We start from the raw sequence: 25,693 nt of genomic DNA on the forward strand, positions 1-25,693 counted from the left end.
ATCATGGCGGAAAAGAAACTCCAACCTAGTGGTCCGGATCTGGCGCATGGCATCGAGTTTAGCATCTTCACGAGCGAGACCCTATTGGGGCATGTCGGCGATCAGGATGTTCTGCTGGTACGCTTCGGCCCGGAGATTTTTGCCGTCGACGCGCATTGCAGCCACTATCACGGACCGCTCGCCGAAGGGCTCGTGGTCGGCGAGAGCATCCGCTGCCCATGGCACCACGCCTGTTTTGATTTGCGGACTGGCGAAGCAACTCGCGCGCCGGCGCTCACCCCGCTCGCGGTCTGGCAGGTCGAGTACGAAGGCGATCGCATCTTCGTTCGGCGAAGGTGCGAACAGCCGAAACCGCGCATCAAGGGGTCCGTTGATGCGCCCGGCAAGATCGTGATCGTCGGCGGCGGAGCAGCGGGGTTCGCTGCGGCCGAGATGCTGAGGCGGCAGGAGTTTCGCGGCAGCATTGTCATGCTGAGCAACGATACCGTGTCGCCAGTCGATCGGCCGAACCTGTCAAAGGATTATCTCGCTGGCAGCGCACCGGAAGAATGGTTGCCGTTGGGTCCAGACAGCTTCTACGCTGAAGCCGGTATCGATCTGCGGCTCAATACGGAAGTCCTCGCGATCGATACCAAGGAGCGCAACGTCGTCATCGCAGGTGGCGGCGATATTCCCTTCGACCGTTTACTTCTGGCGACAGGTGCGGAGCCGGTGAAGCTGCCGATCCCGGGCGCTGACCAGCCGCACGTCCACACGCTGCGCTCGCTTGCGGATTGCCGGGCGATCGTCGGGTCTCTGAACGGCGCACGCCGCGCAACCGTGATCGGTGCCAGCTTCATCGGCCTCGAGGCCGCGGCAGCATTGCGTGCGCGAGATATCGAGGTCCACGTCGTTGCGCCGGAGCAACGGCCGATGGAGCGCGTGCTTGGGTCCGATATGGGAGAATTCATACGCGCGCTGCACGAAGAGCAGGGCGTTATCTTCCATCTCGGGGATACCGTGGCCGAGATCGATGGCAAGCGCGCGATACTGAAAAGCGGTGGCGTGTTGGATGCCGACGTTGTGGTCGTCGGCGTCGGCGTGCGTCCGCGACTCGACCTAGCCGAACGGGCTGGTCTTTCGCTGGAGCGCGGAGTTACCGTGAATGCCTATCTTGAAACCAGCATCGTCGGGATCTATGCGGCGGGTGATATCGCGCGCTGGCCCGATCCGCATTCAGGCGAAAATATCCGAGTCGAGCATTGGGTGGTGGCGGAGCGTCAAGGACAAACCGCCGCTCGGAACATGCTGGGACAGCGTGAGGCGTTCGATGCGGTGCCATTTTTTTGGAGTAAGCACTACGACGTAAGGATCAACTACGTCGGCCATGCCGAGTCGTGGGACGAGATTGCTCTCAACAGTAGCGTCACGGCCAAAGACTGCGTGCTGAGATACAAGCGCAACGGCCGCGTGCTTGCGGTCGCCTCGATCTACCGCGACCTTGCTAGCCTGCAGGTCGAATTAGACATGGAGCGAAACCTTGTGCGCTGAGAACCCTGCGGCTTGCCGGCCGCACGATCCTAATAAATGCGCTCAAACCCAGGAGCCGGCGTCCAGTGTCCAGTCATGATGAGCGATCGAGAACCGCATTTGTGTTCGCCGGTGACGGCGGCTTTGAAGCCATTCACGTCGGCATGCTCCACGCGCTGGCGAGCCGCGTCATCGCCGCCGAACTGGTCGTCGGCTCAAGCGTCGGAGCGCTAAACGGTGCCTACTATGCAGGCAAGCCCTCGGTTGAAGGGATCCGGCTGTAGAGGCCATCATTGCGAGCGCTGCAGTCCCCGGCGGGTTCGCGCCGGTACATTTCAACGGTCTCCATCTCGGGATGGAGCAGTATCAAGTGACACTCCGGTCACGGTAGCCGTCACCCGTGGCGCTCGGCGATTGATCGTTCTTCCCACGGGTTACGAATGCGCTTTTCAGAGGCCGCAGGCGGGGGCGGTTGCAAAACGTGCTGCATGCGTTGACGTTGCTGATCTCGCGACAGCTAATGAACGAGTTGCAGGGTCTCGATCACAGCATTGACTATTTTGCTGTGTCACCGCTGTGCCCGCTAACCGGATCGCCATACGATTTCTCGCGAACGAGCAAGCTGATTGAGCGAGCGGCGATTAGCACGGACCCGTGGCGTTCCGAAGGAGGTCTCGATCATCAGCGCATTCATGCACAATTGAACACGCACAAGCACGTGCACTAGCGCGCGCGAGAGAGACGAAGTAACGAACGCCAACCACTGCAGCGCCACCTAGATGCCGTCTGAATTCGACATGATGCGACAGTGTCTAGGTGGAGGAACGAGGCAACTATGTTAGCGACAAAACGGCGCGGGTGACTTAGGCAGCTTGATTTCGTGGACTTGTCGCGCCAAGTATTTGGTTATGGAAATCATTTCGCTCGATCAAAAAACTTACCACGCGGGCCACTTGCAAATTGGCAAGTAACCCGGCCGGCCTTTGGCGGTCCGGGGAATAAGTTTCCACACAAATGCCACCCTGCTCGATATGACGCTCCAGAGCACACGGACCGCGATCGTTTCGCTTGAGTCTTAAGGCGAACGCGCACTGTTGCGCGACGGCAGACGAGACTATTAGCGCGGAGCTGCGGAGGCTGCCACGCGGCGAAGGCGACGGAGGACTAGTGCTTCGACTGTGTGATCGAGATGATTGTGACCGATGGAGAAAGCGTATCGCTCCGGCGAGGGCCGCCTTGCGCGGTGCGATGGAGGGTGAAGACATAGGCGTATGACTGACCATATGCCTAATTCGAAGGTCTCCCGACTGGAAGTTGTCTCGACGGGCGCTCGACGCCGTTGGACGTTGGAAGAAAAGGAACGGATCGTTGCCGAAAGCTATGGCGGCCCACGATTGGTGTCAGTGACGGCTCGGCGCAACGGGTTGTCTGCGAGCCAATTGTTCACGTGGCGCCGGTTGGCGCGCGAGGATCGGCTGAGCGGGGATGCCGAGCCAGCGCTTGTTCCTGTGGAGATCGCCTTTACGTCGGCTCTGGCACCGAGGTACGCGCCACAACCGCCGTCTTCGGCTCCTGCGCAGCGTCCAGGGGCCGGAATAATCGAGATCGAGCTTAGCGGCGGCTGTCGCGTTCGCGTTGACCGGGATGTTGACGCCGAGGCACTGCAGCGGGTGCTTGAGCTTCTGAGGCGGCAATGATCCCGATCCCGAGCGGCGTCAGGGTCTGGATCGCCACCGGCCACACCGACATGCGCCGCGGCATGCAAAGTCTGGCCCTGACGGTACAGGAGAGCTTGAAGCGCGATCCTCATGCTGGCGATCTCTATATCTTCCGCGGTCGCCGCGGCGATCTGGTCAAGATTTTATGGCATGACGGGTTGGGCATGTCGCTCTATGCCAAGCGCCTGGGCCGCGGCAAGTTCATCTGGCCCTCAGCATCGGCTGGTGCGGTGTCAATCTCGGCGGCGCAGATGGCCTATATGCTGGAAGGAATTGACTGGAGGAATCGTGTGTCCAGCAAAGGCTGGCGTGTCCAGTGGGAGGCAATCCCACCAGGGTAAAAGTCAGAGCCCTGTAGTTTGGATAGCAGAGAGGAGGGAAACCGAATTTTTGAAGCCTATCGACAAGGTCTCCGGAAAGGGAGATCACGAGTCATCGGGCCGTATCGAGAGAGAACGCGTTGTGGCCTCGAAAAAGTCAGCAACCCGAAGGCCGAGCCCGCGGTTTCAAGGCGAAGGCAGCATAGACAGCCGAAATCTGACCGATGCGGCTGTTCACTTCGGCGGGGTGGAAGCGACAGCACGATGACAAGGACATGCTGAGCAACTGGAGAAGCCCTCCTCGTCCCCGGCGAGAAATTGTCGGAGCAAGGTAGGCTGTATAACCGGCGACACCGGGAAAGCGGCCGAAGACGAGAGGGTGGCGGCCGGGTCCGCAGTAGCTGTGAAGCGGAGTAACCCCCGTGGAGCGAAGGGGCCCTGCCATTTGTGACGTCTCTAACGTAAGGAAGGCAAGGACGAGATGACAAAGGCGTCCATTGATTTGCAGGACCTGAGGAGGAGACTATACGTCAAGGCGAAGGCTGAACCGTCCTGGCGTTTCTGGGGTCTATACGTTCACGTCTGCAAAGTGGAAACGCTACGCGCGGCGTATGAGATGGCCAAAGAAAACGACGGCGCTCCGGGAATAGACGGGGTGACCTTCGAGGCCATTGAAGCGCTAGGCGTAGACGCTCTGCTTGAGCAGTTGCGGGACGAACTGACCGGGCATACCTATCGGCCACTTCCGGCACGGAAACAGGAAATACCGAAGGATGGGAATAAAGTTCGCATCCTCTCGATTCCGGCGGTCCGTGATCGGGTGGTTCAAGGTGCGCTCAAGCTCATACTCGAACCTGTCTTCGAGGCGGATTTCCAACCGGGATCGTTTGGGTATCGGCCTAAGCGGACAGCGCATGATGCGATCAAGCGAGTGACAGATGCAATAGCTCAAAGGAAGACACGCGTTCTCGATTTTGATTTGCGAGCCTATTTCGACAACGTCCGGCATGACCGGCTATTGGCGAAGGTGGCGCAGCGGATCAACGACGCGGACGTCATGCATCTCCTAAAAGTTATGCTGAAAGCCGCTGGCAAGAAGGGAGTTCCGCAAGGCGGTGTGCTTTCGCCCTTGCTCAGTAATCTTTACCTCAACGAGGTTGACAAGATGCTGGAGCGAGCGCGAGAAGTCACACGGAGCGGCAAGTACATCAATGTCGAATACGCGCGTTTCGCGGACGATCTGGTGGTCTTGATCGACGCCCACAAACGTCATGACTGGCTGATTGGTGCTGTGACCAAGCGACTTCGAGAGGAGTTCGACAAGCTGCAGGTTGAAATCAATGATGAGAAGAGCCGCATAGTCGATCTAGGGCGAGGCAAGAGCTTCGGCCTTCTGGGTTTTGACTTTCGCTACATCCGCAGCTTGCGGGGAGCGATGCGGCCGCACTACACGCCCAAGCTGAAGAAGCGAACGGCGCTACTGCGGGATCTGAAGGAAGTATTTCGTCGGCACCGATCGCAACCGATTGGCAGGGTCATCAACCTGATCAATCCGAAGCTCCGGGGCTGGGTGAACTACTTTTCGGCTGGACACTCTGGCAGGTGTTTCAGCTACATCAGAGATTGGGTGGAGAAGAAGGTCAGGCGCCATCTGGCGCGGGCACGGCAACGAAAGGGCTTCGGCTGGGAGCAGTGGAGTAAATCATGGCTGTACGATACCCTGAAGCTGTTCAACGACTACCGGGTAAAACACGGCTGACGAAAGCTGCCCAGCGTGATAGGTCCCATAAACCTTGATGCGAAGCGAATGGGGGCGCGTAGTGCGGGAAATCCGCATGCTGCGTGCGATGAGGCGGGGGCTGGAAACGTACACATCCAAGGCTCTTGGATGTGCGGCGCGCCAGTCCTCGACCCTACCACAACTAAGCTGGAGGCCACAGAGCGCGGGTTGAGCAGAAGAAATCTGCAGCTACTGGAATTTTGGGGAGTCACAACGCGCTCGATATGTGATTCACTGCGTTGCATGGATGCTGATCGTGGCGCTGTTCCGGATGACATTGCGGCTCTGAAAGAGGCTTTGGCCGTCGAGCGCGCGAAGGCGTTAGAGGTTGTAGCGGAACTCGCGGTCGCCCGCGCGAAAGCCTCGGAAGACGGCGCGCTGATCGCCCAGCAGAAGCTGCGGATCGCCAAGCTTGAGCGTCAGATCCACGGACAACGGTCTGAACGATCATCGCGGTTGATCGACCAATTGGCGCTGACGTTCGAAGAGCTGGAAGCTGACGCCACAGAAGACGAGCTGGCGGCGGAACGAGCTGTCGCGAGGACGACGACGGTACGCGGATTTATACGCAAGCGCGCCGAGCGCCAGACGTTCCCCGAGCATCTCCCACGCGAGCGGGTGGTGATCGATCCGCCGACGGCGTGCGAATGCTGCGGCGGCAATCGCTTGCGCAAGCTCGGCGAAGACGTGACCCGGACGCTGGAATCGGTGCCGCGTCAGTGGAAGGTGATCGAAACGGTGCGCGAGAAGTTCTCATGCCGCGACTGTGAGAAAATTAGCCAGACACCGGCACCATTCCATGTGATCCCGCGAGGATGGGCGGGGCCAAGACTGCTGGCCATGCTCCTCCATGAGAAGTTCGGCCAGCATCAGCCTCTGAACCGGCAGACCGAGCGGTACGCGCTGGAGGGCGTGCCGATCAGTCTGTCGACCGCAGCCGACGCCGTTGGGGCGTGCTGCACGGTATTGGAGCCGCTGTCGCGGCTTTTGGAAGCCCACGTCATGGCAGCCGAACGCCTCCATGGCGATGACACCACCGTGCCCGTGCTGGCCTTGGGCAAGTGCGATATCGCGCGATGCTGGGTCTACGTGAAGGACGACCGCCCCTTCGGCGGCTCAGATCCGCCGGCGGCGATGTTTTATTACTCGCGCGATCGAAGTGGTGAGCATCCGCAGACGCATCTGGCCAACTACACCGGCATCCTCCAGGCCGACGCCTTCGGCGGATACATCAAGCTCTACGAGCCCGAGCGAAGTCCTGGGCTTATCAGCGAAGCGGCCTGTTGGGTCCATGCCCGGCGCCCGTTCTTCGCCATGGCGGATCTTGAGGAGAACGCGCGGCGCAAAGCGGCCGGAAAGAAGGAGATCGTCATCTCGCCCGTCGCCATGGAGATCGTGCGCCGCATCGACGCTCTGTTCGAGATCGAGCGCTGTATCAATGGCCAAAACGCCGACCAACGAAAGGCTGTTCGCCAGGCGCAGAGCGCACCGCTCGTCGCCGATCTGGAAGCCTATATGCGCGAGCAGTGCGCCAAGCTCTCCCGCGGTCACGATCTGGCCAAGGCCATGAACTACATGTTCAAGCGCTGGGCCTCCTTCACACGCTTCCTCGACGATGGTCGCGTCTGCCTCTCGAACAATGCAGCCGAAAGAGCGCTGCGCGGCATCGCATTGGGCAGAAAGTCGTGGTTATTCTGTGGGTCCGACCGCGGAGGGCGCCGAGCCGCCGCCATGTATAGCCTCATCGTCTCTGCCAAGATGAACCACGTCGACCCTCAGGCCTGGCTCGCCGATGTACTCGCTCGCATCGCCACCCACTCCGCCCACAGGCTCGATGAGCTGCTGCCCTGGAACTGGAAGACCGCGCAACAGCAAGGCCTTGCGGCACAGGCGGCTTGATGGGGCACGTCAACAAGGTCAGCCACGTGTTCACTCTCAGCCATGTCGCTGAGATGCTCGGCGAAGACGAGGAATGGCTGTTCGAGGTCGCCGAAGAAATGGACACCGAGGATGGCCAGCTATGGGTCGTCGGTGTCGGTGAAGACGGGGTGATGGCGTTCACCGATGATGGAATCGAGAACCTCAAAAATCTGATCCAGATCCACAAGGACGCTCCTTGGATCATTGAAGAACGCCGCCAGGTGCTCGCGGCGATCGTTAAGCCGAAGGCCGAAAAGCCCGACGAGGTTTAGCCGGTAACCGGACAAACCGGCCAGCCGGCGGCCTACGCCGCATGCTTACGAGAAAGCGACGATGACAGAGGCGAGAGAGATAGGCCGATTGTACATGAAAGCCGCCGGCGCTGCATTTACGACTATCGCCGACCATAACCGCAAGATCATGCAATTGTCCGGCGCCAGCGGGTTGAAATCGCTTGAATATTTAGTCCGGCTTGCGGGCGTGAAAACTGGAATGGAGGCGATCGAGACTTCGGGTGCACATTGTCGAGATCAACTGAACGCGCTTGGCGAATACACCGATAACCTCGTCGATCTTGCTCGTGAGATGCGGAGCATATGTCTGGCTTCTTCAGAGCGCGAGCGTTCGTAGTAGGCTTTTTAGTTAGTGAACGGCGCAAGCAGGTGGAAGTAGGAGTCGATATGGCTGAGCATTTACCACCAATCATCATCGCGCGACGAGACTTCGCGCGTCTTGAACGGCTGGCCGATAACGCCTTGAGAGAGCGTCATCCGGTCGGTAGCTTTTTGATGTCGGAGATCCGTCGGGCCATCGTGTTCGACACCGACAAGAGGCCTGACGGCGTCGCCTGCATAAACGAATGGGTAACATATAGGGTCGACGGCGGTAGACGCTCTGAAAGTAAAGTTCTGGTCTGCCCAGAGGAACTTAGAAACGGTCAAATAGAACTGTCGGTGCTTTCACCATTGGGTGCCGCCGTTCTCGGATTAGGCATCGGACATCGCATGAAGTTCTTCAATATCGAAGGTGGAATTCACTCCGTAATAGTAGAGGGTGTCGTAGCGCCGTCGGGCGCTCCCTTACGCTTCCTGCGCAAAGACCGCCGCAGGACCACTCGGCATTCAACCACGTCTCCCGGGCCTGATGATGGTCCCCAGGCCGCCTAAAGCGGGTAAGGCGCAAAGCGAGCTGAGTCGCTCGATGAACGTTAAGGAGTAAGAAATGCATCGGGAAAAGGTAGTTGAAATGAGGCCTCCAATTGCAATTGATGCGAACCACTTCGCCAGGCTCTCCGCATTGTCGTCGCTGACGAGCGGGCCGATGACGGACGTATGCGAATATCTTCGTGAAGAACTCGATCGTGCGCACGTTCTCCCGGCGGAGAAGCTGCGACCGGACATCGTCAATCTTGGCAGCCAAGTGGGGACGAACAGACCAGAAAGACTCAGGAGATCATTCTGGTTTATCCGTTTGATGCAGACATCACGTGTCGGCGCGTCTCCGTGTTGACGCCGATCGGCGCCGCGCTTCTCGGACTTTCGGTCAATCAGACCATTTCGTTCCACACGAGGACCGGCCAAAGGCGTGAATTGACCGTGCTCAAGGTGCGGCGCGCCATCTAGCCGGTCATTGGAGGAAAGGGCGCGGTGCGCACGGGTTGTCATCGCGCTCGCGCTTCTACCCGACTTGGAGACGCCGGCACCAGTCAGGTTGTAATCCTGACTCCCATCAGTCGGGCGATTTGGCCCGTCCTCTATTGGCGCCCCCATCACGGCTCGCTCGATCGCTCGATCTCCCCTGACCCAGGAATTCGATATCGAGAACGGGGCGCGCCCGGAGTCGCCATTTTCGGTTAGAGTGAGCGCAGCCCTGGGCTTGTCCTTGAATGATCCACAGCCCGCCAGCATGCGTACTAAATCCAATCTATGTTTGAATGTCACGGCGGTCCAGGAACAGAGCGCCGCGAACACACTTGCGCATAATCAGGGGAGGCGGTCTGCAAAGCCGCGATTGATGCGGTCAGAGCGATGACGAGGGAGGAGGAAAAGACTTTCGAGGGATGCTCCGACCAAGGAGGGTCTCCCTCAAGACGACAGCGTCGTTGTGAGCCTCATCGTGTGCTGCAAAAACGAGCGTAATGCGTCCTTTCCGAGCGAGGGCGCGCAGTTCGTCTAACCTGTCTTGATGCCGACGTATCTCGTCCGAGTAGCGGCGTCGAAATTCATGCCAACGAGCAGGATCATGTCCGAACCATTTCCGTAGCGCCGTGCTCGGAGCGATATCCTTAGCCCATAGATCGATCGCAGCATCTATTTTTCTGACGCCGCGCGGCCAGAGCCGGTCGATCAGTATTCGAGTGCCATCGCCCGAACGAGCCGGGTCGTATGCCCGCTTGAGCTTGATGTTCTCGGCAACGATTTTCTTGCTCATTGATATTCTCCAAAATCTTCGCCGGGTCAGTCTGTTCCAATCCCGCGGGGCGATCGTATGACCGAAACATCCTGTATGGCCATGCCGACGCTATGATCCGGGCCGCTGGAGTCCCTGGCCAATTTCTGTATGCTATTTCCAGATATCGCGATTGACATAAATAGCATCCCGGCGACTATCCAAAATGTCAGCCGGCCGTTGCCGTCATCTGCCCAGAGTTGGCTGGAACTGGGACGGCGATGTGAGGGCAGAAGTTCGATCAAACGTGCCGCCAGAATGCTCGCCTCTGACGCGGACCACCGCTCGCTGTTGGATTTCCAGATCTTCGAAGCAAGGCTGCTTACTGCCTGATCCTTGGAAAGTTGCGCCAAGCGAGCAGCCTCTTGCCATGGATCGACGTCGTGACGTGCGAGTACAGACAAGACGCTTAATGTCATCTCATCTGCTTCGCAAATGGATGCGAATAGAAATGCATCATACTGAGACTCGAGACGAGGAAGTGCAGTCATTTGACACTCCCACTTTCCCTGGGGAAGTCGCGGTGTTGACAATCGGTGAGGCGCCACCCCGATTCGATTTCCTGAGCTGACGCCTCAGTTCGCGGAGTTCTTCAAAACGCATTGTTGCGTCCCGGAGGATGGCTGCCGTTCCAACCAGCTCTCTTCCCTGGTCGTGCAACAAGATGATCGTGAACTCGACAGAAATACGCCGTCCGTCCTTGGTCAATCCGGGCACGGACAAAAGGGCGCCTTGGCCGTAATGGTTTTCGCCGGTTGCCATTACCCGGTGGTATCCTGCCCAATGGCGTGCTCTGAGATTTTCCGGAATGATCAAATCGAGAGAACTGCCGACAGCCTCCTAGGAGGTGAAGCCGAATATCCGGGTCGCCCCAGGATTCCAAAAGGTGATAAAGCCGTCGGTATCCGTGGCAAGAATTGCATCCGAAACTGTTCCAAGAATTGCATCGACAAGACCGTTCGGTATGCTCGTCGTTCCCTTCAACTTGGAGTCCGCCATCACGTGGTCCTCTACAAAATTAAAGGTCATTGCACGAGTGCATTGAGATGTTCTCGACTAGGGTTGGAGCCGCGATGCCTGCTCAACGGAAGTCAATCATTCTTCGGTATAAAAGCGTTCTTTTCTATTCGGTCCGGAGAGCGGCGAGACTCATTGGAAAAGCGAGTAATCTTGGGGGATCACTTGCCGGAAATGTGCCCTCGAGTTCTTCATCCAACTGAAGGTCGAGCTCTCTCTTTTCTCGTTGTGCAAAAGTCTCTCTTGCGGCCATTAGGTCCTCCAATTTTCATACACAGCGGCGCTGCATGAACCTGACTAACCAAAACGGTCGCTCCCGCGTCGCGGTTTGGACGCCCGCTCAATCTCCCAGAGCGCCCACACGATGGCGCCGCCGAGGCCGACAACAACTGCCAGAAGCAGCAATGTCAGAGTTGGCGCTGTGATAGTGGACAACATTCACCAAGCAACCGATTAGTCTGGACTGTTAGCTACAAACTCTGCTCGAAGACGTTTCCCGTAGCCTGAGGGAAAGTCGACCAAGATCAGGAAGTCGGCCTAAGCGATAAGGTTGTCAAGTTGCTCGACCTGCTTACGGTGCAGCAGCAGCAGGTACATAAGCTTCGCATTGAGTTTTGAATCGAAGATATTCAAGACGGCTTCTTCGATCGTATCGGCCAACCTAGTCTGGTTGCAGCTTGCGAATGCGATCACCCGCTGAAGACTGCTGTTTGCGCCAGGCATAGTGGTTGTCGTTTTGCTGCGAGCCCCATCGGTTCCTCCTCGCATGGCAATCTCCTTTTTGAGTAGAACGCAGATCGCCCCTTGGGCCAGTTCAGATTCAAAAACCAGATCTGCAACGTGAACCTCGGCCGCGCGCCCGATTGCGGCGAATGCTTTGACGCCGATGCGCTCGCGTTCAAGAAGCTCCCTGAGAAAATTCAGTACTTCCTCCTGAGACCAATAGCCGAAGTGAACAGGATCGCACTCATTTATCCCAGCTTGTTGTGATAACCAGACTTTCTGCATGATTTCGTTTCCCCGCAAAAACGAGATGAGGAGCTGCAGCTTTCCGACTCCTTGAGGCCGTCTGTTGCTTGTAGGCTCCCACTCAATTCTCGCCCGTTGACCGAATTTCACAAGCGAGAAATATTGTCGGTTTGCCTCAAGAAAGTTGTTCTTCGAAGACGGTGTGTGAGGCCAGCGTCGCTGATGCAGCGTCCACTCGTGATGCGGTCAGTAAGGGTCTTGCCAGCTCTGTGTCCATGCGGACCCCTATCAATAAAGTCGATATTAAGTGATGAGACTTTTCGTTTGTCCAAATCTGTAGGGGGCATACGCTGATTATGGCGGGAGCGGGCCGATTGGCGCCCGCGGCGAGATGCAAACAGTGGAGATCCGGATGACACGAATTTCGTTTTCGGGAGGTAGGCTGGTGAGTTCTTTGCTCAGAAGCCTAAGGCAAGCCGTGGACGTTCGTCGGCATTGGGTCAATTCCGAAACGTTTGGCAACGATCGGTCATTGCTCCCTGAGCTCGGGCCGAGCGATGAACGACGTCCGCGGCCAGTTTTGATACCTATTCGCAGCAGCGGGCGCCAGGCCTGACAAAGTGTGCGGCTGCCTGCCCCAAGTTGTCTTGGTACCAAAGCAATCCCGTGAGGGACCGTACTCGGCAGCCGCGGGCCGGGTCCGATGCGAGCGCAGGGGTGGGGCCACGGGCGGCCAGATGCATCTATCGTCGGCTCAGTAGCTCGGGGTGCAAAAAGGAGCTCTAACATGTACCAAAATATTCTCTTGGCTTTCGACGGATCGCCCGATGGCCGCGAAGCTCTGGCTCAAGCCGAAAAGCTGGCGTCGTTGTGTGATGCAACGGTTCATCTTGTTGCGATCATAGACCCGTCCGAAAGCATGCTCATCGTTGAGGCAATGTCTTTCATCCCCGACAATCAACGGTTCGTAATTCAAGCCGTGCTCGATGAGGGCGCGAAACGCTTACGCGGTGCCGGATGCACGGCGGTTGCCGAACTCAAGTACGGCAAGCCAACGGAGCAGATAATTCTGTCCGCAAGAGAGATAGGGGCAGATTTGATCGTCGTTGGTCATCGGGATCAAGGGACGCTTGCGCGCTGGCTGAATGGGTCCGTAGGCGAATCAATTCTGCATGAGCCGCCATGCAGCGTGCTCGTAGCCGTAAAGTCCGAGCACCGGTCGAGCAACGTTACGTCGATTCAACAACTGAAGGTGCGGGGAAAAAGGTGAACTTACCTTGTTCCTCTACTAGCCAGCCCTTTGCTGGCTACGTCGCGGAATCACGTCGTTCTGTTTCTGGCGGGTCCGCCATGAAACTCATAGATGATCCCGAAGTGCGACGTGCCGATCTCAAGCTTTGAGAAGTTGGTTGATCGCGGAAAGGCCGCCGTGAATAGCATCTGTTCGATGTCATATCCGGCTCGCCGGACCTGCAGCTTGGTGTCTAATCGCAAGGAGGACGGTTGCATTGCCCGTGTGCTCCAAACTCACAAATCGAGTGCACGATGACAAAGCAAGACGCGATCAATAGACTTCAATCTCTGCAAAGGAACGACAACTGCTCCGACGTGCATTCGGAGGCGGACACGGTTCTCTGCGACTTCCTGGATGCAATCGGCTATGGGGAGATCGCGCGTGAGTTCCGCAAGATCCACGAGATATATCCGACGGTAACTCCTAGATACTCGAAGCCTTCTTGGCGATTATAGGAAGAAGCTCGCAAGTCGCTTGCCAGCCGGTCAATCTCACTGTGGTCTCAGAGCATTTGAGAGCGCGTTCAATCGCGTGATCCTTGGCAGAAGGTGATCGCTGCATATTCGTCAGAAGTTGTCGGCCCAGCCGCTTCGAGCTGCATCGCTGGTACGATTGGTCAGCTACAACACCAGAAATACTGCATTCAGACTGCAATTAATTTCGTTTGCTTGATGTGTCCGTCGATGAGACGGATGGCAGATTGGATGCCCGGAAAATCTGACCGAATTCGGAGCTGGTGATGCCGACTGTGTCGAGAGTTGTTGACGCGCATGAGGAAGCCCATGCAATTCCGAGCGGCTGGCGGCGTTATCTTTATTCGACCAACCACAAAGACATCGGCACGATGTACTTTGTGTTCGCAATCTGCGCCGGCCTGATCGGTGCGATCATTTCTGTCGTGATTAGGATGGAGTTGCAGCAGCCTGGCCTGCAGATGTTCATCAACACGCATACCTACAACGTGTTCGTAACCGGCCATGGTCTAATCATGATCTTTTTCACGCTCATGCCGGCGATGATGGGTGGATTTGGCAACTGGATGGTGCCGCTGATGATTGGCGCGCCCGATATGGCGTTTCCGCGCATGAACAACATATCGTTTTGGTTGCTGCCAGCCTCGTTTGCGCTGCTCGTCATCTCGGTGTTCGTCGAAGGCGCGCCGGCCTCGAGCGGCGCTGGTACCGGGTGGACGCTCTACGCCCCGTTGTCGACGTCGGGCCACCCGGGGCCGGCAGTCGATTTCGTTATCCTGTCAATGCATATCGCTGGGGCATCCTCAATTCTCGGCTCGATCAATTTCATCACCACTATCTTCAATATGCGAGCCCCGGGCATGACGCTGCACAAAATGCCGCTATTCGCTTGGTCTGTTCTCGTGACGGCGTTCCTGCTTTTGCTGTCGCTGCCCGTACTCGCCGGCGCTATCACGATGCTTCTCACCGATCGCAATTTTGGATCAACCTTCTTCGCGCCGGAAAGCGGCGGCGATCCGGCGTTGTATCAACACTTGTTCTGGTTCTTCGGTCACCCCGAGGTTTACATCATGATTCTGCCAGGCTTTGGCATCATCAGCCACGTCGTTTCCACCTTCAGCCGCAAGCCGATCTTCGGCTATCTAGGAATGGTCTATGCTCTGCTTGCAATCGGAGTTATCGGTTTTCTAGTCTGGGCTCATCATATGTATACTGTCGGAATGTCAAGCAGCGCCCAGGCTTATTTTGCCTTTGCCAGCATGGTGATAGCCGTGCCGACCGGCATCAAGATTTTCTCTTGGATTGCGACCATGTGGGGCGGCTCCATAACATTTCGAGCGCCGATGCTGTGGGCGATCGGATTCATCTTCGTATTTACGGTCGGCGGCGTCACCGGCGTTGTGCTCGCCAATCCGGGGATCGACCGGGTGCTGCACGATACCTACTACGTAGTTGCCCACTTCCATTATGTACTGTCGCTTGGCGCCGTGTTCGCGATCTTCGCGGGTTGGTACTATTGGTTTCCGAAAATGACTGGATACATGTACTCGGAAGCGCTCGCCAAGCTGCACTTCTGGCTGACATTTGTTGGGGTCAACCTAGCGTTTTTTCCGATGCATTTCCTTGGTTTGTCCGGGATGCCGCGACGAGTTGCAGATTATCCCGACGCATTTGGAGGCTTGAACCAGATTGCCTCGGTCGGGTCTTATATCTCGGCGGCTGGTCTGATCGTGTTCTTGGTGGGCATGGTCTGTGCCTTCGCCCGGAAGGAGAAGGCTGCCGACAATCCTTGGGGGCCCGGCGCGACCACACTGGAGTGGACGTTGTCGTCGCCGCCGCCGTTTCATCAATTTAAGGTCTTGCCGCGAATTGACTAGATGCACGGAGGCTGCAGTGTCCAATCAAGTGTTGTTTGGGCGGAGGAAGTCACCATCGGTACCCGATCGTCGATCTGGATGGCCTGATCTGTCTCGAAAGCACCGAGTGATGCTGCCGTGCGGGATGTTTCTTTTATAGGGGCCGCCATGATCGTGATTGGGGTGACCATGGGGCTGGTCGGCGGTCTCGGCGGCCTGCTCTACTTAGTGCAGCTTATGTGATGACTGCAGCGTGGGGGTCCGAGCGCAGTTTGCAATGGTGCCCCGTGGGACCGCCCGCTTCGCAGGAACCAAACCCAGGCCAGGTGATCCGAGTACGGCGTCTATGCGGCTACAGGTGGAGAGTGATCATGATCAAGGACATTCTAGTGACGCTTCCGACGGGCGAGGAGCCCTCATTCGCGGTGGAGTACGCCGCAGCAGTCGCGAGGGCTTTCGATGCGCACCTCACGGGTGTTACGTTTGTGCAAGACCTGGTCACCGTTGGTGCGCTGTTTGATGGTGCAGCGACGGTTGTTCTAGATCACTATCGTCGCGAGGTCGAAGCCGCGGCGGAGACTGCAAAAGTCCGGTTCGAAAAAGCGTGGCAGCGAGAGGGCCTCTCCGCTGAATCGATGGTTCTCAACGCAGGAGCGATCAACCTCCCTGAACTCCTTGCGCGCACTGCGCGAAGGTTCGATTTGACGATCCTTCCTCAAGCTGACCCGGAAGGCGACGGTTCCGACGAGGTCATGATCGAGGCCGCGCTGCTTGGATCCGGTCGTCCAATCGTGATCGTTCCTCAGTTCCAGCAAGGTGGAGTCAAGTTTGACCGGATTCTCGTTTGCTGGGACGGCAGTCATAACGCGGCGCGTGCTATAGCTGACGCCATGCCATTCCTAACGAGAGCCAAGCAGGTTGAAGTGGTAACTGTTGCAACTGGAGCAAAGCCTGATGACGGCATGCCCGGACTGTACATCGCGCACCATCTTTCACGACACGGTGTAATTGTCGAACTTAGAAATATTGTCGCTCACGGCCAAGACGCATCACTTAGGATTCGTTCTCATGCTGCGCAGCAATCGGTGGATCTAATTGTAATGGGCGGCTATGGTCACTCGCGGCTTCGTGAATTCGTGTTAGGTGGTGCGACCCGCGACATTCTCGAATCGACAGTGGTTCCAACCCTGATGTCGCATTGAATCAGATCGAGGACAGGAGAAAGAAAGGCCGATGCCAAGATAATGAAGCGCTTGGCGCAGTCAGGCACCGCGGCATCTGCTCAAGATAGACAAGGTGGGTACAACAAATGCCGGACGACGTTTCTGCGGTTCACTTGTTACTAACCGGTGATCCGGAGCTCCTGGCGATCGTACGGCTGTCGCTCATGGTGACACTCTCCGCCGTATTACTTGCCGCCCTAATCGGTCTGCCGTGTGGGGCCTTGATGGCGCTGATACGGTTTCCCTGCCGGGAGGGCGTCATCGTCGTGCTCAACGCGCTGATGGGCCTGCCACCCGTGGTGGTCGGATTAGTGGTTTTCCTGGCGCTCTCTCGGTCGGGTCCACTAGGGTCGTGGAGCCTATTGTTCACGCCAAAGGCGATGGTAATCGCGCAAACGGTGCTGGTTGCCCCGATCATCGCCGCGCTCACGCGCCAGACCATCGAGGATTTGTGGACAGAATATCGCGATGAAATGTCTGCGATGAATATCGGTCCGGCCGAGCGCGTGATGACACTGATCTGGGATGCACGCTTTAGTCTCGTCACCGCGCTGCTGGCTGGCTTTGGCCGTGCGGCAGCGGAGGTCGGCGCGATCATCATTGTGGGTGGCAACATCGAGGGATTTACCCGCACGATGACGACGGCGATTGCACTCGAGACTTCCAAGGGCGACCTCCCGCTGGCCGTCGGGCTCGGCATGGTGCTGATTGCGATTGTGGTCGCGGTCAACGCACTCGCCTGGACCGCGCGTCGCGCGGGCGAGCGAATGGCGGCGTGACTATGCGCGCGCCAATCACAGATCTGCCGATCAGGTTCGAGAACGTGACGGTCGCAGCCGGGGCGGTGACGATCCTGGATCGCATCGCACTGACGCTAAACGCCGGACCGCCGACGATTTTAGTCGGCCCAAACGGTTCTGGGAAAAGCACGCTGCTGCGCGCCGCGATGGGCCTGGCAGCTCCATCGCAGGGGCACATAAGCTGGGGGGGACGGGAGGATGCTCCCCCGACGCGGCGAGCCATCGTGTTCCAGCGCCCCGTGATGTTCAGGCGCAGTGTAGGTGGCAATGTCCGCTATGCGCTGCGTGGGTCAGGCGTCGCGCGAGTGGAACAGAACCGCCGTATTGGCGATCTTCTCGCGTTGGTCGGCCTCGAAGAACTGGCAGATCGTCCCGCTCGCCGGCTCTCAGGTGGCGAGCAGCAGCGACTCGCGCTGGCTCGCGCGCTCGCCCGCGACCCAGAAATACTCCTGCTGGATGAGCCGACCGCGAGTCTCGATCCCGCCGCCACCAAGGCGATCGAGGATATCATCCGCGCGGTGAGCCAGCGTGGCATCAAGGTGGTGATGGCAACCCATGATCTCGGCGAAGCCCGGCGGCTGGCGGGCGAAATCATTCTGCTTCACCGAGGCCGGGCGATCGAATCCGGTCCCGCATCGTCGTTCTTCAGTGCACCGCGGAGCAGCGAAGCAAGAACATTCCTCGCCGGAGAATTGCTCGTCTGATAAAACCGGTAGGAGATATAAGATGTTCATAAGCCGCTTGCTGATTACCGTCGCTGCCGGTGTGGTATTTGCCGCCACGGCCGTCGCGCAGGAAAAGTCGATTCTGGTGGCTTCAACCACTTCGACGCAAGACTCCGGTTTGTTCGGCCACCTCCTGCCGCTGTTTAAGTCGAAGACGGGAATCGATGTGAGGGTCGTCGCGCAAGGCACGGGCCAGGCGATCGATACCGGCCGCCGTGGCGACGCCGACGTCGTGTTCGTCCACGCTAGGGTCGCGGAGGAAAAATTCATAGCGGAGGGGTTCGGCGTCAAGCGTTACCCGGTAATGTACAACGACTTCATCTTGGTCGGCCCGCAACGCGATCCTGCCGGCATCAAGGGATCGAAGGATATCGTTGCCGCACTCAAAACACTGAAGGACAAGGGCGTCCCGTTCATTTCTCGCGGCGACAAATCCGGAACGCATCAGGCTGAACTCAAACTCTGGGGCATCGCGGGCGTCGACATCGGGAAGGACAAGGGCCCTTGGTACAAGGAGATTGGCCAGGGCATGGGTGCTGCGCTCAATTCCGCGTCGGCTTCGAAGGCTTATGTACTCGCCGACCGCGCCACCTGGCTCTCGTTCAAAAACAAGGGTGATCTCGTCATCGCTGTCGAAGGCGACAAGCGGCTATTCAACCAGTATGGCGTCATACTGGTAAATCCGGCGAAGCATCCCAGTGTAAAGCAGGAATTGGGCCAGCAATTCATCGACTGGCTGGTTTCGGCCGAAGGCCAGAAGGCGATCGCCGATTACAAGGTCAATGGCGAGCAACTGTTTTACCCCAATGCCGGCGCTGCCGGCGCCTGATGCGCGCAGCAGCCTTGGCAAATTGTCCCAGTAGCGCCCTAGGCTGGCGGCTTCGTCTTTTGCGGAACGGGTCGGCGACGTCATCGTGGCCGCTGCGGCTGTTGTGAAACATCAAGGCCATGAGACCGCAACCGATTATGATGGAAAAGAACGTTCCGAGGCCCATGGCGATCCACCCATGCTTGCTCATCTCTACTTCGCCCGCAGAGCTCCAGGTAGCGACCATCCAAATCCCGGTAACGGCGAAGAGGCGCAGCAGGACGGCCAAAAGAATGATGCTGATCCGATGGCATCGGAAAGGACGTCCTTCGTGCTTCTCTCGACGATAAGGATGGCTCCGATCAGAGGTCGCCCAGGGGCAAGCTGAACCGCGGGCGCGTAGGCAAGGTCACTTGTAGCCGCACGCCGCGGCGGCATCCTTGACAATGGAGGGTGGTCAGCCACCGCGAGAGGCCAACCCGATCAGCGAGTTTGATGTTGAGAGGATACCGATCGGTATTACTACATACTCGGGAGCGGTCTATGATGCAGCCGTCCACAGCGATTGTATCGAATGCATGCCTCCTTTCAACCTTGCGGCACGTCGACGTGGGCGCGAAGCGCGATGTCAGGAAGCGATCGCCGCATCCACAGCACCCAGTCGACCAAGAACGCTTGCGATAACGTAACCTCGCTGGCGATGGTCAACGCGGCGCCGTAACCAGGCGGCAACGCCACTTGGTGACGCGCCCGCTGCCACAGTTGCTCGAACGTCGGCGCATGCCGCAAAAACCGCTCGCCGGCCAGTGTCAGCGCCGCCCCACTTTTGTTGCGCACGAACAGCGACCGCCCGAACTGCTGCTCAAGAAGACGCATACGGGCGCTCATGGTTGTTTGACCGAGATTGAGACGCTCCGACGCCCGGACAAAGCTTCCTGTCGAAACGATTTCCAAGAAGGTTCCGACGAGTTCGATATCGATGCTTCATCAACACAAATGATGCACTGAAGTGTCAATTAAATTCGCTTGTTAGAGGCTATTTCGGATGAGACACAGCATACAAGTTAAGACGATGCTGACGCGGCACTACTTGTCGGCGGGTTACTCAGGCAGAGTCTGAATGTCGTTCGCCTCTCACCTGGATTGTCGCGCCATTGTTTCGTGATCTGCAAACAGGAATGAAACTCCCATGACCAATGATCGGATCGACAAGACCCTTCGTGCGAACCGGCGTGACTTCCTCGCCGGGGTTGTCGGCGCAGCTTCGATGTCGCCGCGCGCCGTCCTCGCCACGGCCGCCACAACCACTGTTCTTGTAGAAGCGGCCCAGCCTGCAACCGCCCAGACCGCGAATTCTGCCGCTGGCTCCGGCGAGAGCAAACTACCGCTGCCAGTACCTGGCTATCTGTCCTTCGGACCAGACGAAGCCGGCTTCGTCGAGGCAATGGTCAACGTGATGTGTCCGGCGGATGCGCTGACACCCGGCGGCGTCGATTGCGGGCTTGGGGTCTTCATCGATCGGCAACTCGCCGGCGGCTTCGGCAAGGGCGCGCGGCTATATATGCGCGGCCCCTGGCGAGAAGGTAAACCTGAGCTGGGCTATCAATTACCGCTCACACCCGAGCAGTTTTTCAAGGCGGGGCTCGCTGCCGCAGATGTGGCCTGCCAAAGGCAGTACGGCAAACGCTTCAGTGAATTGGATGAGAGTGGCGCGGACAAATTTCTTCACGAAATTGCCGATGACAAGGTGACAGACGAGAGCGTCCCGCTCGCTTCGTGGTTCAACGAACTCGTCTATCCGTTATTTGAGCAAGCGTGTTTCGCCGATCCAGTTTACGGCGGCAATGTCGACAAGGTGTTCTGGAGAGCCATCGGCTATCCAGGCCTTCCTGCGGTTTATTCGCAGGACATGATCGATTTTCGAGGCAAGCCCTTCCCTGGTGCCGCCGATCCGAAATCGATCGCCGACTTCGCCTAAGGGAGGTAATCATGGCTACACGCTTAAAGCACCGCACTGTCGTTTTCGTTGGCGGAGGATTTACAGCCGCGCTGGCCGCCAGGCAGCTGACGGCAAAAGGCGTCGACGTTCTCGTCCTCGAGCGCGGCGACGACCGCACCCATAGCGCCGCAACAAGTCTGCCCTCGCAGCGCGACGAACTGCGCTGGGACGTCCATGGCAACCTCTTTCAGGATTGGTCCATCCAGACCTACACGCTTCGCCATAATGGTGGCGAGACGGCCCTGCCGATACGACGCCTTCAGGCCTTCAAGCCGGGGGAGGGGATGGGCGGTGCTGCCAATCACTGGAACGGCCAAACCTGGCGCTGGGGCGAGCATGATCCGGAAATGCGCACCCATCTCGAGAATCGCTATGGAAAGAAGGCCATTCCGGCCGACATGGCGATCCAGGATTGGGGCGTCACCTATGCTCAAATGGAGCCCTATCACGACCAATTCGAGAAGCTGTTCGGTATTGCCGGCAAAGCGGGCAATCTGCGCGGCAAGGTACAGGACAGCGGAAACCCCTTCGAGGCACCGCGGCAGAACGAATACCCGCAAAAGCCGCTGCCGATCACCGAGGCGGGCGTGATCTTTACCGAAGCGGCCAAAAAGCTCGGCTACAAACCGTTTCCCATGCCGGCGGCGAACTCACCGGTGGCCTATACCAACCCTGACGGCATGCAGCTTGGTCAATGCCAGTTCTGTGGTCACTGCGAACGCTTCATCTGCGAAGCCAACGCTAAGGCAAGCCCTGAAGTCCTGCTCTACCCGATGCTGCGGAAGCGCAAGGGTTTCGAGCTGCGCTTGCGAACCCATGTTCTCGAGATCCTCTATGATCGCAAGGCCAAGCGCGCGACGGGCGTGCGCTACATAGACCGTGTGACCGGCGAAGAATATGAACAGCCAGCCGACGTCGTTGTGCTTTCGTCCTTTACCATGTCCAACAACAAGTTTCTGCTGATGGCGGGGATCGGCACGCCCTACGATCCGAAGACTGGCAATGGGGTGCTCGGCAGGAATTTCTGCCACCAGACGATGTCGGGCACACATGTCTTCTTCAAGGACCGTTGGATCAACCCGTTCCTTGCTTCCGGCGCTTCACAGACCGTGATCGACGAATTCAACGGCGACAATTTTGACCACAGCAAACTCGGTTTCCTCGGGGGCGGATACATCTACGCTAATGTGACCAACGGACGGCCGATCACGAGTCGTGCCGTGCCGCCCGGAACGCCGAAATGGGGCTCGACGTGGAAGAAGACCAACGCGGATTGGTACGCGCATAATTTCAGCATATCCGCGCATGGCAGCTGGTATCCGCATCGCGAGAATTATGTCGATCTCGATCCGACCTATGTCGATGCCTATGGACAACCCCTTCTGCGCATGACGTTCGACGTTCGCGAGAACGAGCACAAGATGTCGATATATCTTTCAAAGAAGATCGATGAGATCGCCAAAGCGACAGGCGCCGACGTCGCGCCGCCGACGGCACCCCGTAAGGGACCCTACGACGGTCGTGTCTACCAGACCACCCATGTGACAGGCGGTACGATCATGGGAAGTGATCCCGGCACCAGCGTTGTGTCTCCCCATCTGCAGCATTGGGACGCAGAGAACCTCTTTGTCGTCGGGGCGTCCGTCTACCCCTTCAACGCGGGCTACAATCCGACCGGACCGTTGGGAGCGCTCGCGCTGAGACTCGGGGACGATCTCAACGATTATGTCGCACGGCCGCGCCACCTCTAAGCCCGTTCGCAAAGAGAGTTCAACAATGAAGAACACGGGAAGGTTCGGCGTATTTATCGCCGCGCTCATGCTTGCAGGCTCAACCGCGAGCCCCGCCTACACACAGGATGACGCTCACGGAAAGAGCGTCTTCAAGGCTTGCGCGGCATGCCATGCCACGGACCATACGAACCGTGTCGGTCCGGGCCTGGTAGGGATTGTCGGCAGGACGGCGGGAACGGCTCCCGGCTTTCGCTACAGTAACGCGATGAAGAATTCCGGAATCGTCTGGGACGAGAAGACGCTCAATGCGTATCTGGAATCGCCGCAGAAGGCCGTACCCGGAAACAGGATGCCCTACGCGGGGCTGAAGAACACGACGGATCGGGCGGACATCATTGGCTACCTTGCAACATTGAAGTAGCTGCGTTCCAGCGGAGCCCTGGCAAACTTTTATGCGACGGATCTCTATGGAACGGAGCCCCGGCGCGCGGAAGCGGAAAGGTTCGACCCGAGCCAAAGCCACCCACGCGCGAGGTGCATGCCAATCTCATCCGGCTGAAGGAATTGGAAGCGGGCCGGGTCACAACGATGGGCTATATCGTCGGCTGCCATCGAGCGGCAATGCAGGCCAGCACGGCGCGGCCTGCTAACGACACGAGCGCATCACGGATTGCCAGAGGAATAGGTCAATATGGCCACACGCGGCAGTGCAAAGATTCGTCGCGACCATTATCATACGGAAATCAATATGAACTGCCACGCGCTCGTCGCGGACGAGTGCGGGAAGTGGCGACGACGCGCGCTGACGTCCCCAAGATCGGGCTCGCCTCCGCGACCTGCGGTCTCGACGGATGATAACCGAGCGTCAGTATTCAACGCCATGTCAAGAGGCTGCTGGTCGCAAGATAAGCTTCCGCACCGCTTTAGCGAAACCATCATTCTCATTGCTATCCGTAACCGCGCTTGCTTGAGATTTCACTTCATCGCTGGAATTTCCTATAGCAATGGAAAAGCCGCTCGCGCGAAACATGAACACGTCATTCGGCATGTCCCCGATTGTGGCAATCTGGCTAGGTCTAATATCGAAAAGCTTGGACAAGGTGGTCACGACTGTTCCCTTGTTGGCTTTTGGATAAGTCACATCAAGATAGTAGGGCTGAGAACGAGCAGCGCTCGCAGTCTTGCCCAGAGTGCGCTGAGCGACTTCTTCGCAATCTGCCACCAGCTTAAGGTCATCGGAGACACCGACTATCTTCACAGCTCGAACCAATTGTTCGTCGCTGAAGGACGTCACAACATTTGCCTCGAACCTTACCATCGACGTCTCGCGCGCAACATGAGGAGCGTTCTCGTCGCGGATGAACCAGTCATCCGCGGTGTATATCCAAACATCAAGATCATGATTGATCATCAATTGGAGGGTCTTCCGTGCGGTCGCGACATCGATTCGTTTCCTGGATAGCGACCATGTGGGGCGGTTCCATAACATTTAGAACGCCGATGCTGTGGAGCGGGATCGTGTCTGAACCACTCCGCAGCGCTGTGCCCACTCCTCGGCATCCTGTCGTTCCGAAACGTCGGGCATCTACGATCTTCGCCCATCGATCGCAGTAATCGGCATCATTCTTCCCGGTTGTTCGTCCGCGGTGGCCAGTGTTCTCACACTGCCGCCAGACCGTGTCGGCTGCAACTCGGCAACCATGGCGCCGAGTTCGGTGAGGACGGTCAAAAACGTGTTCTCGGCAGCCGGCGGACTTTCGGATCCGGTTCGCGCGGACCGGCCGCTCGTCGATGCCGCGCGATATCCAGTAATACTAGTCTAGGACGCGGCCGTAGGCCTCGACGGCCGTGTCGCACAGCCGGTAACTTGCCTTCTCGCGCCATCGGATAATCTACAGACACGACGATGGCGTGCGCCTCCCGAGCCACCGCCTACGCCGATGAGTCGTAGGCATTATGATCGGCGATCACCCAACCGCCGCGGCGGAAATCGTTCCTCTCGCAGAAATTCCGAGAACGGAAGGTCGTCAGCGCGATGCGCGTGGAGTGACATCTGAACAACCCGACTGATCAGCTGCTGCACCACAATCTCGCGGCTCGCGCGGCTAGTCGTCAATCAGATTGTTGACAATCTGACAAAGTACGGCCAAAATGGCAGGAAGAACGCAAACTAAGAACGACTAGGCAGGGCGTTGCCGCCTATCCGGCAGCATCAGGCGCAGTCCGCGCTTAGTCACGTTTAACGAGGGTCTGATGTCGGCGACCAACGACCAATTCGGAAGTCTCAATGGTGCGGCTGAGAGATTCGGAAGTCGGACCGATCTTACGGGTGCGTTCTTCAATTCGTTCGGTTCAAGGCCGGGTGCAGTCAAGACGCTCCCCGAGCAACTTGCGGAGAAGTTGGTCGAGCAGATCATCCGGGGGCAGTACGTCCCAGGACAAAGGCTTCACGAAATGCGCTTGGCCGAACATTTCGAGGTCAGTCGGGGACCGGTCCGCGAGGCTCTTCGCTTGCTAGAGCGTGAGGGGCTGGTTGTGATGCTGTCTCATCGCGGGGCGTCAGTCGCCAAGCTGACGGAGAAACGGCTGAAGGACGTCTTCTCCGTGCGATCCGCGCTGATGGCGATCTGCGCCGAAGAAGTCGCGGTCCTTCGCTCGAAGAGCATTCAAGCAATTCTTGATGAGGGGACAAAAACGCTTTTCGCGGCGAACGATCGTGGCGATGTCGACGAATACATTGTCGTCGCCTACCAACTAAGCATGTATTTGCCCGAAGCGTCAGAGAACGACATCGCGCGTGCGGTCCTGTTTTCGCTCGGTCGTCAGACGCTGTCGCTGACCAGGCGGGTCTTCGAGAGCCGAAAACATCGACAAGAGTGGTCGAACAACTGGCGCGACATCGTGGAGGCGATTCGTGCCGGGAAGCCCGCGGCTGCAGCAAATGCCGTTCACAGTCTGATCAGCGGCATCAAGGCGGCAGCATTGAACGAATTCGAACGCGAGGAGAAGCAGGCTACGCCCCGCAACCGGGGTCAACGACATCGAACGTCAGAACGAAGAGAGGTTCCATAACGGCTTTTGCGCAAGGCAGAGCCGACCAA

The 25,693-nt window shown here is 58.1% G+C and carries 25 protein-coding genes and 2 pseudogenes; 20 read left to right on the forward strand and 7 right to left on the reverse strand.

What is annotated here, in order from left to right; genetic code table 11:
- Positions 1-3 precede the first annotated feature (3 nt).
- The 10 genes from ACVIYL_RS15070 to ACVIYL_RS15115 all read left to right on the forward strand — a co-directional run bounded on the left by ACVIYL_RS15070 (position 4) and on the right by ACVIYL_RS15115 (position 8,869).
- The gene (locus tag ACVIYL_RS15070; protein ID WP_456779006.1) at positions 4-1,530 is read left to right on the forward strand and encodes an FAD-dependent oxidoreductase; all 1,527 of its coding nucleotides are present in this window, start codon (positions 4-6) and stop codon (positions 1,528-1,530) included.
- A 101-nt stretch (positions 1,531-1,631) separates the two neighbouring features.
- Complete coding sequence (locus ACVIYL_RS15075) at positions 1,632-1,793, forward strand: patatin-like phospholipase family protein (RefSeq protein WP_456779007.1); 162 nt, start codon at positions 1,632-1,634, stop codon at positions 1,791-1,793.
- A 999-nt stretch (positions 1,794-2,792) separates the two neighbouring features.
- Positions 2,793-3,206 carry an IS66-like element accessory protein TnpA gene (gene tnpA / locus ACVIYL_RS15080; protein ID WP_456781830.1) on the forward strand — a complete coding sequence of 138 codons (414 nt, stop codon included), beginning with the start codon at positions 2,793-2,795 and terminating at the stop codon, positions 3,204-3,206.
- The gene (gene tnpB / locus ACVIYL_RS15085) at positions 3,203-3,568 is read left to right on the forward strand and encodes an IS66 family insertion sequence element accessory protein TnpB (protein ID WP_456779008.1); all 366 of its coding nucleotides are present in this window, start codon (positions 3,203-3,205) and stop codon (positions 3,566-3,568) included. Before tnpA ends, tnpB begins: the two co-directional genes overlap by 4 nt.
- Before the next feature lie 460 nt (positions 3,569-4,028).
- Entirely contained in the window at positions 4,029-5,306 is a 1,278-nt protein-coding gene (ltrA, locus tag ACVIYL_RS15090) for a group II intron reverse transcriptase/maturase (protein ID WP_456779009.1), read from the forward strand.
- A gap of 264 nt (positions 5,307-5,570) precedes the next feature.
- The gene (tnpC, locus tag ACVIYL_RS15095) at positions 5,571-7,226 is read left to right on the forward strand and encodes an IS66 family transposase (RefSeq protein WP_456779010.1); all 1,656 of its coding nucleotides are present in this window, start codon (positions 5,571-5,573) and stop codon (positions 7,224-7,226) included.
- Positions 7,226-7,519, forward strand: a complete 294-nt coding sequence (locus tag ACVIYL_RS15100) for a hypothetical protein (RefSeq protein WP_342723942.1) — start codon at positions 7,226-7,228, stop codon at positions 7,517-7,519. The genes tnpC and ACVIYL_RS15100 overlap by 1 nt, the downstream gene beginning before the upstream one ends.
- A 94-nt stretch (positions 7,520-7,613) precedes the next feature.
- The gene (locus ACVIYL_RS15105) at positions 7,614-7,877 is read left to right on the forward strand and encodes a hypothetical protein (RefSeq protein WP_456779011.1); all 264 of its coding nucleotides are present in this window, start codon (positions 7,614-7,616) and stop codon (positions 7,875-7,877) included.
- Positions 7,878-7,927: 50 nt separating this feature from the next.
- Complete coding sequence (locus ACVIYL_RS15110; RefSeq protein WP_456779012.1) at positions 7,928-8,413, forward strand: GreA/GreB family elongation factor; 486 nt, start codon at positions 7,928-7,930, stop codon at positions 8,411-8,413.
- Positions 8,414-8,728: 315 nt separating this feature from the next.
- Positions 8,729-8,869, forward strand: coding sequence for a GreA/GreB family elongation factor (locus ACVIYL_RS15115; protein WP_456781831.1), 141 nt, complete (start codon positions 8,729-8,731; stop codon positions 8,867-8,869).
- Between the two features lie 397 nt (positions 8,870-9,266).
- Here the strand turns inward: ACVIYL_RS15115 and ACVIYL_RS15120 are convergent, their stop codons facing one another.
- From ACVIYL_RS15120 to ACVIYL_RS15135, 4 genes and pseudogenes are all read right to left on the reverse strand, one after another.
- Positions 9,267-9,677 (reverse strand): DUF488 domain-containing protein, encoded by a 411-nt coding sequence (locus ACVIYL_RS15120; RefSeq protein WP_456779013.1) that lies wholly within the window; start codon positions 9,675-9,677, stop codon positions 9,267-9,269.
- Between the two features lie 26 nt (positions 9,678-9,703).
- Positions 9,704-10,186 (reverse strand): hypothetical protein, encoded by a 483-nt coding sequence (locus ACVIYL_RS15125; protein ID WP_456779014.1) that lies wholly within the window; start codon positions 10,184-10,186, stop codon positions 9,704-9,706.
- 73 nt (positions 10,187-10,259) lie between these two features.
- Positions 10,260-10,694: pseudogene (locus ACVIYL_RS15130) on the reverse strand (PAS domain-containing protein); the annotation flags it as partial.
- Positions 10,695-11,249: 555 nt separating this feature from the next.
- Positions 11,250-11,720 (reverse strand): DUF6306 domain-containing protein, encoded by a 471-nt coding sequence (locus tag ACVIYL_RS15135; protein ID WP_456779015.1) that lies wholly within the window; start codon positions 11,718-11,720, stop codon positions 11,250-11,252.
- A gap of 748 nt (positions 11,721-12,468) precedes the next feature.
- Here ACVIYL_RS15135 and ACVIYL_RS15140 point away from each other — a divergent pair.
- The 6 genes from ACVIYL_RS15140 to ACVIYL_RS15165 all read left to right on the forward strand — a co-directional run bounded on the left by ACVIYL_RS15140 (position 12,469) and on the right by ACVIYL_RS15165 (position 18,881).
- Entirely contained in the window at positions 12,469-12,951 is a 483-nt protein-coding gene (locus ACVIYL_RS15140) for a universal stress protein (protein ID WP_456779016.1), read from the forward strand.
- Between the two features lie 763 nt (positions 12,952-13,714).
- Positions 13,715-15,325, forward strand: a complete 1,611-nt coding sequence (gene ctaD / locus ACVIYL_RS15145; RefSeq protein ID WP_456779017.1) for a cytochrome c oxidase subunit I — start codon at positions 13,715-13,717, stop codon at positions 15,323-15,325.
- Between the two features lie 350 nt (positions 15,326-15,675).
- Entirely contained in the window at positions 15,676-16,506 is an 831-nt protein-coding gene (locus tag ACVIYL_RS15150; protein ID WP_456779018.1) for a universal stress protein, read from the forward strand.
- 107 nt (positions 16,507-16,613) lie between these two features.
- On the forward strand, positions 16,614-17,306 hold the full coding sequence (locus ACVIYL_RS15155) for an ABC transporter permease (protein ID WP_456779019.1): 693 nt from the start codon (positions 16,614-16,616) through the stop codon (positions 17,304-17,306).
- A gap of 2 nt (positions 17,307-17,308) precedes the next feature.
- Positions 17,309-18,031, forward strand: coding sequence for an energy-coupling factor ABC transporter ATP-binding protein (locus ACVIYL_RS15160; protein ID WP_456779020.1), 723 nt, complete (start codon positions 17,309-17,311; stop codon positions 18,029-18,031).
- 22 nt (positions 18,032-18,053) lie between these two features.
- Complete coding sequence (locus ACVIYL_RS15165; protein ID WP_456779021.1) at positions 18,054-18,881, forward strand: extracellular solute-binding protein; 828 nt, start codon at positions 18,054-18,056, stop codon at positions 18,879-18,881.
- 567 nt (positions 18,882-19,448) lie between these two features.
- Here the strand turns inward: ACVIYL_RS15165 and ACVIYL_RS15170 are convergent.
- Positions 19,449-19,814 (reverse strand): LysR family transcriptional regulator, encoded by a 366-nt coding sequence (locus tag ACVIYL_RS15170; protein ID WP_456779022.1) that lies wholly within the window; start codon positions 19,812-19,814, stop codon positions 19,449-19,451.
- A 235-nt stretch (positions 19,815-20,049) separates the two neighbouring features.
- On the opposite strand from ACVIYL_RS15170, the gene ACVIYL_RS15175 reads away from it, so the two are divergent.
- The 3 genes from ACVIYL_RS15175 to ACVIYL_RS15185 are packed head-to-tail and all read left to right on the forward strand — an operon-like array spanning position 20,050 to position 23,013.
- Positions 20,050-20,838, forward strand: a complete 789-nt coding sequence (locus ACVIYL_RS15175) for a gluconate 2-dehydrogenase subunit 3 family protein (protein WP_456779023.1) — start codon at positions 20,050-20,052, stop codon at positions 20,836-20,838.
- A gap of 11 nt (positions 20,839-20,849) precedes the next feature.
- Positions 20,850-22,610 (forward strand): GMC family oxidoreductase, encoded by a 1,761-nt coding sequence (locus ACVIYL_RS15180; RefSeq protein ID WP_456779024.1) that lies wholly within the window; start codon positions 20,850-20,852, stop codon positions 22,608-22,610.
- A gap of 25 nt (positions 22,611-22,635) precedes the next feature.
- Positions 22,636-23,013 (forward strand): c-type cytochrome, encoded by a 378-nt coding sequence (locus tag ACVIYL_RS15185; protein ID WP_456779025.1) that lies wholly within the window; start codon positions 22,636-22,638, stop codon positions 23,011-23,013.
- Positions 23,014-23,475: 462 nt separating this feature from the next.
- Here the strand turns inward: ACVIYL_RS15185 and ACVIYL_RS15190 are convergent, their stop codons facing one another.
- A complete protein-coding gene (locus ACVIYL_RS15190; protein WP_456779026.1) occupies positions 23,476-24,081 on the reverse strand; it encodes an HAD hydrolase family protein in 606 nt (201 codons plus the stop codon).
- Positions 24,082-24,226: 145 nt separating this feature from the next.
- Positions 24,227-24,406, reverse strand: a pseudogene (locus ACVIYL_RS15195) (DNA polymerase IV); the annotation flags it as partial.
- A gap of 439 nt (positions 24,407-24,845) precedes the next feature.
- On the opposite strand from ACVIYL_RS15195, the gene ACVIYL_RS15200 reads away from it, so the two are divergent.
- Positions 24,846-25,664, forward strand: coding sequence for a GntR family transcriptional regulator (locus ACVIYL_RS15200; RefSeq protein ID WP_456779027.1), 819 nt, complete (start codon positions 24,846-24,848; stop codon positions 25,662-25,664).
- Positions 25,665-25,693 lie beyond the last annotated feature (29 nt).

The sequence above is a fragment of the Bradyrhizobium sp. USDA 3315 genome, from assembly GCF_054056795.1.

Coding starts and splice junctions, on each gene's coding strand:
- ACVIYL_RS15070 (WP_456779006.1), top strand. CDS start 4: ATGGCGGAAAAGAAACTCCAACCTAGTGGTCCGGATCTGGCGCATGGC.
- tnpA (WP_456781830.1), top strand. CDS start 2,793: ATGCCTAATTCGAAGGTCTCCCGACTGGAAGTTGTCTCGACGGGCGCT.
- tnpB (WP_456779008.1), top strand. CDS start 3,203: ATGATCCCGATCCCGAGCGGCGTCAGGGTCTGGATCGCCACCGGCCAC.
- ltrA (WP_456779009.1), top strand. CDS start 4,029: ATGACAAAGGCGTCCATTGATTTGCAGGACCTGAGGAGGAGACTATAC.
- tnpC (WP_456779010.1), top strand. CDS start 5,571: ATGGATGCTGATCGTGGCGCTGTTCCGGATGACATTGCGGCTCTGAAA.
- ACVIYL_RS15100 (WP_342723942.1), top strand. CDS start 7,226: ATGGGGCACGTCAACAAGGTCAGCCACGTGTTCACTCTCAGCCATGTC.
- ACVIYL_RS15105 (WP_456779011.1), top strand. CDS start 7,614: ATGAAAGCCGCCGGCGCTGCATTTACGACTATCGCCGACCATAACCGC.
- ACVIYL_RS15110 (WP_456779012.1), top strand. CDS start 7,928: ATGGCTGAGCATTTACCACCAATCATCATCGCGCGACGAGACTTCGCG.
- ACVIYL_RS15120 (WP_456779013.1), bottom strand. CDS start 9,677: ATGAGCAAGAAAATCGTTGCCGAGAACATCAAGCTCAAGCGGGCATAC.
- ACVIYL_RS15125 (WP_456779014.1), bottom strand. CDS start 10,186: ATGACTGCACTTCCTCGTCTCGAGTCTCAGTATGATGCATTTCTATTC.
- ACVIYL_RS15135 (WP_456779015.1), bottom strand. CDS start 11,720: ATGCAGAAAGTCTGGTTATCACAACAAGCTGGGATAAATGAGTGCGAT.
- ACVIYL_RS15140 (WP_456779016.1), top strand. CDS start 12,469: ATGTACCAAAATATTCTCTTGGCTTTCGACGGATCGCCCGATGGCCGC.
- ctaD (WP_456779017.1), top strand. CDS start 13,715: ATGCCGACTGTGTCGAGAGTTGTTGACGCGCATGAGGAAGCCCATGCA.
- ACVIYL_RS15150 (WP_456779018.1), top strand. CDS start 15,676: ATGATCAAGGACATTCTAGTGACGCTTCCGACGGGCGAGGAGCCCTCA.
- ACVIYL_RS15155 (WP_456779019.1), top strand. CDS start 16,614: ATGCCGGACGACGTTTCTGCGGTTCACTTGTTACTAACCGGTGATCCG.
- ACVIYL_RS15160 (WP_456779020.1), top strand. CDS start 17,309: ATGCGCGCGCCAATCACAGATCTGCCGATCAGGTTCGAGAACGTGACG.
- ACVIYL_RS15165 (WP_456779021.1), top strand. CDS start 18,054: ATGTTCATAAGCCGCTTGCTGATTACCGTCGCTGCCGGTGTGGTATTT.
- ACVIYL_RS15175 (WP_456779023.1), top strand. CDS start 20,050: ATGACCAATGATCGGATCGACAAGACCCTTCGTGCGAACCGGCGTGAC.
- ACVIYL_RS15180 (WP_456779024.1), top strand. CDS start 20,850: ATGGCTACACGCTTAAAGCACCGCACTGTCGTTTTCGTTGGCGGAGGA.
- ACVIYL_RS15185 (WP_456779025.1), top strand. CDS start 22,636: ATGAAGAACACGGGAAGGTTCGGCGTATTTATCGCCGCGCTCATGCTT.
- ACVIYL_RS15190 (WP_456779026.1), bottom strand. CDS start 24,081: ATGTTATGGAACCGCCCCACATGGTCGCTATCCAGGAAACGAATCGAT.
- ACVIYL_RS15200 (WP_456779027.1), top strand. CDS start 24,846: ATGTCGGCGACCAACGACCAATTCGGAAGTCTCAATGGTGCGGCTGAG.